The sequence below is a fragment of the Microbacterium sp. NPDC056234 genome (genome assembly GCF_042267585.1).
GTDB lineage: Bacteria > Actinomycetota > Actinomycetes > Actinomycetales > Microbacteriaceae > Microbacterium.
This window is the reverse complement of the sequence record NZ_JBHJTE010000005.1, coordinates 178975-192039: the sequence shown is the minus strand read 5'-3', so window position 1 is coordinate 192039 and position 13065 is coordinate 178975. Positions and strand designations below refer to the sequence as shown.

Here is a 13065-nt window from a genome sequence, read left to right as displayed (position 1 = left end):
GTGTCTCCAGTTCGACGTTGGACGGGAAGCCCTCAATCTACAACGATGGAGACGACATGTACAACGATGTAGAACAACGCAGGGACAAAAAAGAGCACCCGGCCTGTCGGCCGGGTGCTCTCCGAAGGTGCGGATCAGATGACGCCCTGTGCGAGCATCGCCGCCGCGACCCGTTCGAAGCCGGCGATGTTCGCGCCAGCCACGTAATCGCCGGGAACGCCGTAGCGCTCGGCCGCATCGAAAGAGGCGCGATGGATGTCGCCCATGATCGCGCGGAGCTTGCGCTCGCTGTCGGCGAAGGCCCAGCGCTGACGTGACGCGTTCTGGCTCATCTCGAGCGCGGACGTGGCCACGCCACCCGCGTTCGCCGCCTTGCCGGGAGCGAACAGCACACCTGCGGACTGGAACGCCTCGACGGCGTCCGGCAGACACGGCATGTTCGCGCCCTCGGAGACGGCGCGGACGCCGTTCGCGATCAGCGCCTGCGCATCCGCCAGGTGCAGTTCGTTCTGCGTCGCAGAGGGGACGGCGATGTCGACCGGGACCTCCCAGACGCTGCCGCCCTCGACGAAGCGGGCGCCGGGTCGACGCTTCGCGTACTCGACGATGCGGCCGCGCTCGACCTCCTTGATCTGGCGCAGCAGATCCAGGTCGATGCCGGCGTCGTCGACGATGTAGCCGGAGGAGTCGGATGCCGTGACGGCCGTGGCTCCCAGCTGCGTGGCCTTCTGGATCGCGTAGATCGCGACGTTTCCGGAGCCGGAGATGCCGACGCGCTTGCCGTCGAACGAGTCGCCCTTGACGGCGAGCATCTCCTCGGCGAAGAACACCGCACCGTAGCCGGTGGCCTCGGTGCGCACCTCGGCGCCGCCCCAGCCGGTGCCCTTGCCGGTGAACATGCCTGATTCGTGACGGTTCGTGATCTTGCGGTACGTGCCGAACAGGTAGCCGATCTCACGGCCACCGACGCCGATGTCGCCCGCGGGGACGTCGGTGTGCTCGCCCAGGTGGCGCCACAGCTCGCTCATGAACGACTGGCAGAAGCGCATGACCTCGGCATCCGAACGGCCGTGCGGGTCGAAGTCGCTGCCGCCCTTGCCGCCGCCGATGCCCTGACCGGTGAGCGCGTTCTTGAAGATCTGCTCGAATCCGAGGAACTTGATGATCGACAGGTCCACGGAGGGGTGGAACCGCAGACCGCCCTTGTACGGGCCCAGCACCGAGGAGAACTGGATGCGGTAGCCGCGGTTGACCTGCAGCTTGCCGGCGTCGTCGACCCACGGCACACGGAACATGATCTGCCGTTCCGGCTCGACGATGCGCTCCGCGATGCCGGCCGCCGCGTACTCGGGGTGACGCTCGAGCACCGGCCCGATCGAGTGCAGCACCTCGTGCACGGCCTGCTGGAACTCCGGCTCGTGAGGGCTGCGCGCCTGGACGGTGTCGAAGACGGGCTGCACGGAGTCGGCAAGGGGATGGAAGTCAGTAGCGGTCACGCGGGAACGGCTTTCTTGGTGGGGGATGCGGGTGAGGCGATCGTGTCGCGTGAGAAGGTGCCGGTCGGGCACGCGAGTTCTCACTTTAGCGCGACGCGCATTGTGAGGAAGACGGCCGGGTCACCCGGTGTTCTGGAGCCCGGCGGCCACTCCGGAGACCGACAGCAGCAGGAGGCGCTGCTGTTCGGCATCCGCTCCCGACCCGGTCGCCGACTCGTCAGCGGAGCGCAGCTCGCGCAGCGCTCGCAGCTGAAGAAGCGACAGGGCGTCCACGTACGGGCTGCGCAGCTGCACGGCGCGCTGCAGGATCGGCTTGTTCTCGAGGAGGCCGGATCCGCCGGTGAGACGGATGACCCATTCCCTGGTCAGGGTCAGCTCGTCCAGCACCAGCTGCGCCAGGTCGTCGCGGTCGCCCAGCGCCAGGTAGCGGCGCGCGATGCGCTCGTCGGTCTTGGCGAGGCTCATCGCGACGTTGTCGATCATGGTGCGAAGCAGCGGCCACTCGCGGTAGGCCTCCGTGAGGAGCGCTTCGTCTCCCACGGCCTCCAGCGCGGTGCCGAGACCGAACCAGCCCGCCAGGTTGATGCGGGCCTGGGTCCAGGCGAACACCCACGGGATGGCGCGCAGGTCCTCCAGGGATTCGACGGACAGGCCGCGCCGTGCCGGGCGCGAGCCGAGCGCGAGCAGTCCGATCTCCTCGAGCGGCGTCACGGTGGCGAACCACGGGGCGAAGCCCTCGGCGTGCACGAGTTCGAAGAAGCGGGCGCGCGACGAGGTGTCCATGGTCGCGGCGATCGGGGCGAACCGTTCGGCCGCACCACTGGTGCGCTCTTCGACTCCCGGCGAGGAGGCCAGCAGGGTCGCCGCCGCGACCTGGTCGATGTGCCTCATCGCGATGGCCGGCTCGCCGTAGCGGGCGAAGATGACCTCGCCCTGCTCGGTGAGCTTGAAGCGGCCGTCGACGGAGTGCGGCGGCTGGGCCAGAATGGCGGAGTTCGCGGGTCCGCCGCCGCGACCGAGGGCGCCGCCGCGGCCGTGGAACAGGGTCAGCTCGATGCCGGACTCCTGCGCCCACTGCGCGATCTTGCGCTGCGCCTCGTAGAGCGCGAGGTTCGCCGCGACCGGTCCGACGTCCTTCGAGGAGTCGGAGTAGCCGAGCATGACCTCGAGCCGGTTGCCCGTCTCGGCCATTCGTGCGCGGAACTCGGGGAACTGCACGGTCTCGGCGAGGATCGCCGGGGCCGCCTGCAGATCGGCGAACGTCTCGAACAGCGGCACGACGTCGAGGACAGGGGCGTCATCGCCGAGCGCGTAGCGCGCCAGGCGATGCACGTTCGCGAGGTCCTCGGCCGACTGCGTGAAGGAGACCACGTACCGGCCAGCGGCTCGCGGCCCGTACTCGCGCTGGATCTCGGCGACCGCGCGGAAGACGTCGAGCACCTCGATCGTCTTCTCGCTGCGTTCGCCTCCGGCATCCAGCTCGGCGAGAGCCTGACGGTGCACCTGCGAGTGCTGACGCACCTCGAGCTCGGTGAGGTGGAAGCCGTAGGTCTCCACCTGCCAGATCAGGTGCTGCACGCCACCGAACGCGTGACGGCGCGCTCCGGCGGCGATCAGCGAGTCCTGCACGGTGCGCAGGTCCGCGAGCAGCCCGTCCGGGTGCGTATAACCCCCGGCGACCCCACGACGCTTCGCCGCGACACGGCGCGCGAACAGGAGCAGGAGGCGACGGTGCGGCTCGTCGGGTGAGCGGGTCGAGATGTCGGCGGCGGCATCGGGCTCGGCCGCGGCGAAGTCGTCCCACAGCGCGGCGGCGGCGGGGGAGACGGGGGTGCTCTCAGCATCCAGCGTCAGCGTGCGGCCGATGCGGGTGAGCGCCCGCTCGAGTCCCTGCAGCACGTGGTCGGATGCGATCTGCGCCGCCTCGCGCGTGACGGCCGCCGTGACGAACGGGTTGCCGTCGCGGTCGCCGCCGACCCAGGATCCGACCCGCACGAACGCCGGGACGACCGGAGCGCTGGCACCGGACTCCTCGCCCCGCAGCGCGTCGTCGATGCGACGGTAGACGTGCGGGACCGTGGTGAAGAGCGTCTCGTCGAACACGCTCATGACCGTGCGGACCTCGTCGACCGGGGTGGGCTTCTGCGCGCGCAACGGGGCGGTGCGCCAGAGGGTGTCGACCTCCTCCAGCATCCGGCGGCGGGCGCGGCGCTGCTCGGCGCCGTCCTCGCTCGCCGAGTCGTGCTGGGTCAGCAGGTCCGAGAGCCGGCGGATGCTCGTGGATACCGCGCGGCGGCGTGCCTCGGTCGGGTGGGCCGTGAACACCGGGTGGAACCGGAGCCCGGCCAGCCGGCGCTCGGCCTCGGCGTCGCCGACCTCGCGGCGCAGCTGCGCATACGCGGCTGCGACGGTGTCCGCGGCGCCTTCGCGGCCGGGTTGACCGGCGCGTTCGCGCAGCACCCGTACGCGCTGGTGCTCCTCGGCGAGGTTGACGAGGTGGAAGTAGGCGGTGAACGCGCGAGCGACCTCATCGGCGCGGTCGACCGAGAACGAGTCGGCGATGGATGCCGCGCGCTCGAACGCCTCGGTGCTCTCCTCGTCGTACGCCTGGATGGTCGCCAGACGAAGACGCTCGACGTCCTCGAACAGGCCGGGGGTGCCGGATTCGCGCAGCACCTGGCCGAGCAGGGCGCCGAGCATGCGGACGTCCGCTCGCATGGAATCGGGAATGCCGCGTCCTGCCTCGAAGCGACCGATGACGCGAATGGCCTCTGTGGGTGTGGGCTCGGGGGTCATCCTTCGAGCGTATCCCGATGCACACAGCGCTCCGGACCGCGTGACGCCGCATGAAGGACGACCGGCGCCGCGTCTAGCATGGAGTCGATGTCTGACTCCCGGAACCTCCTGCGCTCCGCGCAGTTCCCCGCGATCCTGCTCCTCGCGGCGGCAGGGCTCGGTCTCCTGCTCGCCAATACGGCGGCGCACGATGCGATCGCCGGTGTGCTCGACGTGCACCTCCCGGTTCCGGGGACGTCACTGGATCTCTCGATCGAGCACTGGATCTCCGACGGCCTCCTGGCGATCTTCTTCTTCGTCGTGGCGATGGAGCTGCAGTACGAGCTCACCGGGGGCGAGCTGAACTCGCTGCGAAAGGCGCTCCAGCCGGCTATCGCCGCGGCCGGTGGCGTGATCGTGCCGATCGCGATCTACCTCATGATCGCCGGTGCGCCGGAGACGGCATCCGGCTGGCCGATCCCGACCGCGACCGACATCGCGTTCGCGCTCGGGGTGCTGGCGGTGTTCGGACGCGGGCTGCCTTCCGCCGTGCGGGTGTTCCTGCTGGCGCTCGCGATCCTCGACGACATCATCGGGATCATCTTCATCGCCGTCCTGTTCGCGCACGACCTGAACTGGCTCCTGCTGCTGCTCGCCCTGGTCGGAGTCGTGGTCTTCGGTATCCTGAGCCGCCAGCTCGGCGAGCGCAACGACGTGGTCGTCGGGGTTCTGATGACGGTCGTGGGCATCCTCGTATGGGGACTCGTCGCCGCTTCCGGTGTGCACGCGACGATCGCCGGCGTCCTGCTGGGCCTCGCGGTCGCGCAGGCGCCGTCGATGCGCATCCGGTACGCACTGGAGACATGGGTGAACGGCGCGATCCTGCCGATCTTCGCGTTCACGGCCGCGTTCGTGGTGATCCCGGCCGTATCTCCGTCGGAGTTCTCGCCCGCGTTCTTCGGCATCGCGCTCGCACTGCCGGTCGGCAAGGTGATCGGCATCGGACTGTTCGGCTGGATGGCCATGCGCATCGGCTCGCGGGGGCGTCCGCCGTCGCTCACGATCGCGGATCTGCTGGCGGCCGGCACCCTGGGCGGCATCGGCTTCACGGTGTCGCTGCTGCTCGCCAACCTCGCCTTCGCGAACGACGCCGAGACGCGCGACCAGGCGATCCTCGGCGTGCTGGTCGGATCGCTCATCGCGCTGGTGTTCTCCGGCGTGATGGTCTCGCTCCGGGCGGCGTGGTACCGGCGCCAGGAGACACGATGAGCGACGCGCTGCGGGATGCGGCCGAGACGATGCGCGCCGTGCGCGACCGCTGCGTGTGGTCGCAGCAGATCACCCATCGAGACCTCGTCCCGTATCTGATCGAGGAATCGCACGAGGTCATCGATGCCGTCGAGGTCGGCGATCGCGCCGAACTGCGCGAGGAGCTGGGCGACCTGCTCTGGCAGGTGCTGTTCCATGCGGCCATCGCCGCGCAGGATCCGGACGAGCCGTTCGACATCGATGACGTCGCTCGTACGCTGACCGAGAAGATGGTGCGACGGCATCCGCACGTGTTCGCCGACGCCGTCGCGACGACCCCCGAAGAAGTCCTCGTGCACTGGAACGCGGCGAAGGCCGCCGAGAAGCGCGAGCGCACGAGCGTGCTGGACGGCGTGCCGAGCGGGATGCCCGGCCTGGCCAGGGCGCAGAAGGTGCTGGGGCGGGCAGCGTCGGTCCTGCCAGAGGGCGTCACCGGCGAGACGCGCGAGCCGCCGGCATCCGAAGCCGAACTCGGCGATGCGCTGCTCGCCCTGGTCGCACAGGCGCGGGAGAACGGCTGGGATGCCGAGCGGGCTCTCCGCGAGCGCATCCGGGTGCTGGAGGATGAGGTCAGGGAGGCCGAGTCGCGCTGAGCGCGCCGGATCCCCGGCGCGCGTCCGGCCTGCTAAGCCTTCGACATCGACGCGCTCTCCCGGATCGCAGCGGTCGTGGCGGAATCCGCCGGGTAGAAGGCTTCGATGTGCAGATCCTCGATGGTCGCGTCGACCGCTGACAGGACGGAAGCGGTGATGCTGAAGAAGGACAGTTCCTCATTCCCGACGCGCAGTCGCAGCGGGACGATGACGTCACTGGTGGCCGCGTCTGTCCGCGGTTCGCTGGGGTAGCTCTCGACCTCATCCAGCAGCTCCTGCAATCGCGGGTCGGCGGTGCGCTCCAGACGATGCCGGACCTGCGTGAGGAGGAATGCGCGCCACTGGCTCAGATTCCGGATGCGCGGAGCCAGCCCGTCGGGATGCAGCGAGATGCGGATCGCGTTGACCGGCGGTTCCAGGAGTTCGGGTGCGCACCCGTCGAGCAGGACGTCGGTCGCGGCGTTCCTGTCGACGACGTCCCACCATCGATCGAGGACGAGCGCCGGGTGCGGCATATGCGCATCGAGCAAGGTCCGGAAGGCATCGGCGACTGCTCTCAGCTCCGGAGCCTGGAGATCATGCTGGGCGTAGTGCGGCGCGTATCCGGCGGAGAGGAACAGAGCGTTCCGCTCCCTCAGCGGCACTTCGAGCGTGTCTGCGAGGCGGTCGATCATCTCAGGCGTCGGGCGGGATCTGCCCGTCTCGACGAAGCTCAGGTGCCTGGTGGAGATCGCGGCGTCCACTGCGAGCTGCAGCTGCGTCATCCTGCGGCGCTCGCGCCAGCCGCGCAGGAGATGTCCCACGGTGTCGGGTGCCGTATTCGTGATCGTCATGGCGGGAGCCTAGCGGCACCCTGTTCTCGTTCCATTACCTCTCGGGTAATCGACGGCATTACCCGAATCGGGCGAGCATGGCAGCACGACAACCACCCGTCCAAGGAGGACATCATGAACGATCTCGTCAACGCCTACATCGAGACCTGGAACGCGACGTCCGGTGAGGAGAAGGACGCACTGCTCAGCCGGCACTGGGCGAGCGAAGCCACGTACACGGACCCGATGGGGTCCGTCGTGGGGCACGCAGCCATCGCCGCGACGATCGACGCGGTGCACGAGCAGTTCCCCGGATTCGTCTTCACGCCGGTCGGGACCGTCGACAGCCACCACTCGCAGACGCGGTTCCAATGGGGCCTCGGGCCGGCGGGCGAAGCCCCGATGATCATCGGGTTCGACGTTCTCGTCACCGATGAGACCGGCCGCATCCACTCGGTTCTCGGCTTCCTGGATCAGGTGCCCGCTGCGTGACCATCGTCCAGGCGGCGACCTGTGCCGTATCCCGGAGGGCTTCGGGATGCGGCACAGGACGCGCGCGACGCACACCGCCTCGCAGACCTGGAAGAATCGACGGGTGGCTACCGTGAACCCGCCGCGCGGCATGCGCGACATCCTCCCCGCCGACAAGGCTCGCCGTGAGCGCGTGCTCTCCGTCATCCGCGACCGCTACCGCGCGCACGGCTTCGACGAGATCGAGACGCCCGTTGTCGAGGAATACGCGCGGCTGCACGCCGGCATCGGCGGCGACAACGAGAAGCTCTCGTACAACATCCTGCGTCGAGGACTGGATGCCGACGGCATCCGCTCGGCGGCCGAGGACCCTGCGGCGCTGTCGGATCTCGGACTGCGCTACGACCTGACCGTGCCACTGGCCCGCTTCTACGCGTCCAATCGTGCGCAGCTGCCTGCGGTTTTCCGTTCGATCCAGATCGGATCGGTCTGGCGAGCGGAGCGGCCGCAGAAGGGCCGCTACCGCCAGTTCGTGCAGTGCGACATCGACATCATGGGCGACGACTCGTCGCGTGCGGAGGCCGAGCTGCTGGTCGCCTCGCTGGATGCCGTGGCGGCCCTCGGCCTGACCGATGCGAGCATCCGGATCAACGATCGGCGCGCGCTGGACTGGATGCTGGACGCGTTCGGCTTCGCCGCCGAGGAGCGCCCCGGCGTGCTCATCACGATCGACAAGCTCGACAAGATCGGTCCGGTCGGGATCGTCGCCGAGCTGCGCGAGCGCGCAGCCACCGCATCCGCGGTGGACGCCTTCGATGCGTTCCTGCGTCGTCCGCAGACGAGGGAGTTCGTGTCCTTCGGCGAGAACCAGATCCGCAAGGCGCTGCCGGACGGAGCACCTGACGACATCGTGGCCCACCTGGTCGGGATCGGTGAGGCCGTCGCCGCCGGGCGCGATCTGGAGGGCGAGATCCCGCTCGTCTTCGACCCATTCCTCGTGCGGGGCATGGGCTACTACACCGGCACGATCTTCGAGCTCGCCCACCCCTCGGTGCCGTATTCGCTCGGTGGTGGCGGTCGCTACGACGGCATGATCGGTCGCTTCCTCGGGCAGCAGGTCCCGGCGGTCGGGTTCTCGCTCGGATTCGAGCGCCTGGTCGACCTGGTCGCTCTCGACGACGACACGGATGCCGCGGCGGTCGTGCTGGTGCACGACGCCGACGTCCCGGTGGCCGAGCTCGTCGCGCACAAGGCCGCGCTGATCGGTGACGGGTCCCGTGTTCGTGTCGAGCGTCGGACCAAGAACCTCAAGGCGCTGCTCGAGCGCTCGGCCGCGGACGGGTACACCGCCTTCGCGACCGTGTCGGCCGGGAACCCTGCGGGGTCGTTGGAGATCAAAGCGCTCGGCTGATCACGCGGGATTCACCGCCGGTTCATCTTGGCGGTGTTCACTCTGACCCGTGGCACGCGTGAGGGCACTGGGCGCTGTGCTGGCGGCATGCGTTCTCGTCGCAGTAGGCATCAGGGGCGTGCTCGCCAGGCAGGCCGCCATCGCTCGTCGACGGATCGGCAAGCCGCTGGGGGAGCAGTCGATCGATGCCGACCGGATCTGGCGGAAGGCGCTGCCGGGCAGCACCATCGAGCTCCTGATGCTCGGCGATTCCCTCGCGGCGGGCCTCGGCGCCGAGCATCGCAAGCAGACGCTCGGCGGGCGGGTCGCCAAGGCGCTGGCCCGCGAGCTGCAGCAGCCCGTGCGGCTGCACACCGCCGCGGTGGTCGGCTCGGAGTCGTCCGCGCTCGAACACCAGCTCGACAGCCTTCCCGCGGATTATCGAGCCGACGTGGCGGTGATCGTCGTCGGCGGCAACGACGTGACGCACCTGATCCCGGCGTCGACGGCATCCGCTCAGCTCGAGCGCGCCATCGTGCGGCTGCAGGACGCCGGAACCCCCGTCGTGGTCGGAACCTGCCCCGATCTGGGGACGTTGCGTCCGGTGCCGCAGCCGTTGCGGGCCCTGCTGTCGCGGATGTCGCGGCGCCTCGCGCTCGAACAGACCAGGGTCGCGTGGCGCACCGGGGCGGTCCCTGTGGATCTGCGACAGCTCGTCGGCCCGACGTTCCACGCCGAACCGGACGAGATGTTCAGCCTGGACCGCTTCCACCCGTCGGCGGTCGGCTACCGCCGCACGGCGGAGGCGTTGCTGCCTGCGGTCGTCACGGCGCTGCGTTCTCGGCGCTGAAGCTCGCGGCCCACTCCTCGACGCGGCGCGCGCTCTCGGCGGGGGAGAGATCCTCGACGCGCGACATGATCGACCACCGTACGCCGAACGGGTCCCTGATCGACGCGAACCGATCGCCCGAGACGAAGTCGCTGGCGGCCTCGCGCACGACGGCGCCGGCGGCGGTGGCGGCTTCGACGACGGCGTCCACGTCGGGGACGTAGAGGCCGAGCGAGTAGCAGTCGTCTTCGCCGCTCGGAGGGGAGACCAGACGGTATTCGGGTGTCGGCTCGCCGATCTGCAGCAGGCCGAGGCCGAAGTCGAGGTCCGCGTGGACGACGACGCCGCCCATCTCGGTGACGTCGATCACGGTCGCGCCGAACACGTCGCGGTAGAACGCGATCGCTTCATCTGCACGCGGGATCGCGAGGAACGGCGTGAGTGAGGTCGCGTTGTTCGGGCGACCGTGGGTGGTGTGGGTTCCGGTGAGTCCTGTGTTCGTCATGTCCTCGACGCTACGGATTCAGCCGGAGGCCGCGCTTGGAGATTCGCGACACGATGTCGACGCAGGGCTCTATCGTGTCGAGGGTGATCGATGCGCGCCGTGGAGTGCTCTATCCGGCGCGGATGCCGGAGTTCCACCGGATCGCGCCGGCGGCCGAAGCGGCAGACCTGGTGCAGTGGTTCTGGATTCCGCAGTGGGACATCGAGCCGGGGCGGACCTCCCGTCAGCATGTCGTCTCGTATCCGGCGTTGAATCTCGTGGTCGAGCCCGGCGGTGTCGAACTCGTCGGTCCGTCCACCGCGGCCTCGTACCGCGATCTCATCGGCCGCGGATGGGCCGTGGGCGCGATGCTGAAGCCGGCGGCCGTCGCGGCCTTCACGGAACAGCCGAGTGCGTTGCGCGACGAGTCTCGCGCGTTCGACGCGCCGGAGCTGCATCGTGAGGTCGTCGAGGCGATGAGGGATGCCGGCGAAAGAGGGCGCGAGCACGCGGCAGCGGCGTTCTCGGAGTGGCTCCTGGCTCGCGTGGGCACGCCGGGTCCTGCCGCGCTCGACGCGAACAGGGTGGCTGAGCTGCTGATGACGGATGCCACGGTGATCCGCGATGAGGACGCTGCGATGCGGTTGTCCGTGTCGGTGCGGACGATGCAGCGTCTCACGCGCCGATATGTCGGGCTGTCTCCGGCCGCGATGATCCGGCGGCGAAGGCTTCAGGAGGCGGCGCAACGGGTTCGAGAGCATCCGGACACCGATCTCGCGACGCTCGCGGCGGAGCTCGGCTATGCCGATCACGCGCATCTGACCAACGATTTCCGCACGGTGCTCGGCTTCACTCCGTCCTCGTACCGGGCGGCGTCCGGCAATCGTCTGCCTCGCTGAACGGCGCCGCTCCCGATCGTCGAGCGAGCGGAGCGAGCCGAACCGGACTGCGGGTTGAAGAGCTTCCCTCGCACTGCATCGACCCGTCGTTGCGTCGTGGAGTTTAGTATCTATGTTCGAAACCGGCAAGAGGAGAACCGACTCGACTTCCGTCAATGACCGACAGTGACGAATGCGCGTTCCACCCCTCGCTCCGGTCGTCACTCAGCGAGCCGTGACCGCGAAGGGGGCTCAACGCGCGAGAAGTCGCAGCCGCAGCATCCGGTATCCGACGCCGACGAGCACGACAACCGTGCCGACCAGCGACGCGACCACAGGCAGAGTGCTCACGAGCACCAGGCACCCGACTGCCCCGACCACCTGCAATGCGCGTGGATAGCGGCGCACCTCCGTCGACTGCCGGAATGCCGAGGCATTCGCGATCAGGTAGTACAACAGCACCCCGAAGGAGGAGAATCCGATCGCACCGCGCAGATCCGCGATCAGAACGATCGCGATCACGACGACCGCGACCGCGATCTCTGCGCGCTGCGGCGCCTGCCAGCGCTTGTTCACGACGGACAGCCAGCGAGGAAGGTCCGCTTCGCGCGCCATGGCGAGGCTGGTGCGTCCGATGCCGGTCAGCAGTGCGAGCAGGGCACCGAGCGACGCGGCGGCGGCCGCGACACGCACGACCGGCTCCGCCCAGCTCCACCCCGCCGCGGCGACGACGTCGGCAAGAGGGGCGGCGCTGTTCGCGGCGTCCCCGCCCAGCACGGCCAGAACCGTCACGCCGACCGCGATGTAGACCACGACGGCGCCGCCGAGGGCGAGCACGATCGCGCGCGGGATCGTGCGGGCCGGGTCGACGACCTCTTCGCCCATCGTGGCGATACGGGCGTAGCCCGCGAACGCGAAGAACATCAGTCCTGCCCCCTGGAGCACGCCGTAGGCCGTGGCGTCCGCAAGGGGGGCAGGGGAGTGCGGCGCGCCGCCGATGCCCGCCGACACGACGGCGGCGAGGCCGAGCAGCGACAGCGTCACGAGAACCCGCGTGGCCAGCGCGGTGCGGGTCACACCGAAGCAGTTCACGGTTGCCAGCGCCGCCACCGCGACCACGGCGACAGGGCGCTCCCACCCGGCGGGCGCCGCGTACGAGGCGAAGGTCATGGCCATCGCCGCGCAGCTGGCGATCTTGCCGATCACGAAGCACCATCCCGCGATGAAGCCGGACCACGGGCCGATCTCCGCTCTGGCGTAGGCGTATGTTCCGCCGGCGACGGGATGCACAGCGGCGAGCTGTGCCGAGCTGGTCGCATTGCAGAACGCGACGACGGCGGCGATCGCGAGCGCGATGAGGATGCCGGAGCCTGCGGCCCCGAGCGCCGGCGCCCACACGGCGAAGACACCGGCGCCGATCATCGAACCGAGGCCGATGGCCGTGGCGTCGGCGAGGGTCAGGCGGCGGGCGAGAGGCACAGCCTCATCGTGCCATCACGCGGTTAACGATCGGTGCCGCGCGCCGCGGTGACCCGTTTCTTCTCTCGGATGTAGACCTCGCGGCGCACTTTCGCGACGATGTCGCCGTCACGATCTGTGATGACGGTCTCGAACCACTCCAGCACCTTCACCCCGCCCTGCGCCCTCTCGCGGAGCTCGGTCGCATGCTGCTTCGAGACGTGGAACTCGGCGGTCAGCACCCCGCGGCCCGGCTTGATGAATTCGATCTCACCCCGGGTGTCCCACACGACGTAGTCGCGGCCGAGCTGGTGCATCACGAGCATGAAGAAGTACGGATCCGTCATCGCCGACATCGACCCGCCGAATGCGGTCTTGACGTAGTTGCGCGTGATCGGGTTCACGCGCAGCTCGACGGTCGCGTGCGTCCAGTCCTCGCTGAAGCGACGGATGCGGATGCCGCTGAAGAGGTTCGGTGCCCACAGGCTCATGCCGATCGCGAGGCGGCGAGGGGTGATCTTCATGCGGATCAGTGTGGCCGACACCGCGGACCGTCGACAAAGCGTCTGGC

At 69.3% G+C, this 13065-nt stretch carries 12 protein-coding genes; 6 read left to right on the top strand and 6 right to left on the bottom strand.

All coding sequences use genetic code 11. The features are described 5' to 3' along the window. Positions 1-134: 134 nt before the first annotated feature. Both gdhA and ACFCYE_RS14715 read right to left on the bottom strand, forming a co-directional pair. A complete protein-coding gene (gdhA, locus tag ACFCYE_RS14720) occupies positions 135-1496 on the bottom strand; it encodes an NADP-specific glutamate dehydrogenase (RefSeq protein ID WP_376179861.1) in 1362 nt (453 codons plus the stop codon). A gap of 120 nt (positions 1497-1616) precedes the next feature. Further along, positions 1617-4292, bottom strand: coding sequence for a phosphoenolpyruvate carboxylase (locus ACFCYE_RS14715; RefSeq protein ID WP_376179859.1), 2676 nt, complete (start codon positions 4290-4292; stop codon positions 1617-1619). 87 nt (positions 4293-4379) lie between these two features. Here ACFCYE_RS14715 and nhaA point away from each other — a divergent pair, with 87 nt between their 5' ends. Continuing rightward, the gene (nhaA, locus tag ACFCYE_RS14710; protein ID WP_376179857.1) at positions 4380-5540 is read left to right on the top strand and encodes a Na+/H+ antiporter NhaA; all 1161 of its coding nucleotides are present in this window, start codon (positions 4380-4382) and stop codon (positions 5538-5540) included. After that, the gene (locus tag ACFCYE_RS14705) at positions 5537-6172 is read left to right on the top strand and encodes a MazG family protein (RefSeq protein ID WP_376179856.1); all 636 of its coding nucleotides are present in this window, start codon (positions 5537-5539) and stop codon (positions 6170-6172) included. Before nhaA ends, ACFCYE_RS14705 begins: the two co-directional genes overlap by 4 nt. Positions 6173-6204: 32 nt before the next feature. On the opposite strand, the gene ACFCYE_RS14700 is transcribed toward ACFCYE_RS14705, so the two are convergent. Then, complete coding sequence (locus ACFCYE_RS14700) at positions 6205-7005, bottom strand: helix-turn-helix domain-containing protein (RefSeq protein WP_376179854.1); 801 nt, start codon at positions 7003-7005, stop codon at positions 6205-6207. A gap of 114 nt (positions 7006-7119) precedes the next feature. Between ACFCYE_RS14700 and ACFCYE_RS14695 the strand changes: the two genes are divergently transcribed. The 3 genes from ACFCYE_RS14695 to ACFCYE_RS14685 all read left to right on the top strand — a co-directional run bounded on the left by ACFCYE_RS14695 (position 7120) and on the right by ACFCYE_RS14685 (position 9695). Beyond that, entirely contained in the window at positions 7120-7476 is a 357-nt protein-coding gene (locus ACFCYE_RS14695) for a nuclear transport factor 2 family protein (RefSeq protein WP_376179852.1), read from the top strand. A gap of 130 nt (positions 7477-7606) precedes the next feature. Beyond that, on the top strand, positions 7607-8866 hold the full coding sequence (locus tag ACFCYE_RS14690) for a histidine--tRNA ligase (protein WP_376180165.1): 1260 nt from the start codon (positions 7607-7609) through the stop codon (positions 8864-8866). Positions 8867-8915: 49 nt separating this feature from the next. Beyond that, positions 8916-9695, top strand: coding sequence for an SGNH/GDSL hydrolase family protein (locus tag ACFCYE_RS14685; protein WP_376179850.1), 780 nt, complete (start codon positions 8916-8918; stop codon positions 9693-9695). Here the strand turns inward: ACFCYE_RS14685 and ACFCYE_RS14680 are convergent. After that, positions 9670-10179, bottom strand: coding sequence for a VOC family protein (locus ACFCYE_RS14680; RefSeq protein WP_376179849.1), 510 nt, complete (start codon positions 10177-10179; stop codon positions 9670-9672). The two genes, ACFCYE_RS14685 and ACFCYE_RS14680, sit on opposite strands and share 26 nt — an antisense overlap. Positions 10180-10262: 83 nt before the next feature. On the opposite strand from ACFCYE_RS14680, the gene ACFCYE_RS14675 reads away from it, so the two are divergent. Further along, positions 10263-11057, top strand: coding sequence for a helix-turn-helix domain-containing protein (locus ACFCYE_RS14675; RefSeq protein ID WP_376179848.1), 795 nt, complete (start codon positions 10263-10265; stop codon positions 11055-11057). A 231-nt stretch (positions 11058-11288) separates the two neighbouring features. On the opposite strand, the gene ACFCYE_RS14670 is transcribed toward ACFCYE_RS14675, so the two are convergent. Then, positions 11289-12458: an APC family permease gene (locus ACFCYE_RS14670; protein ID WP_376180163.1), complete on the bottom strand. Its 1170-nt coding sequence runs from the start codon at positions 12456-12458 to the stop codon at positions 11289-11291. An 80-nt stretch (positions 12459-12538) separates the two neighbouring features. Further along, positions 12539-13018, bottom strand: coding sequence for a PaaI family thioesterase (locus ACFCYE_RS14665; protein ID WP_376179846.1), 480 nt, complete (start codon positions 13016-13018; stop codon positions 12539-12541). Positions 13019-13065: the final 47 nt, after the last annotated feature.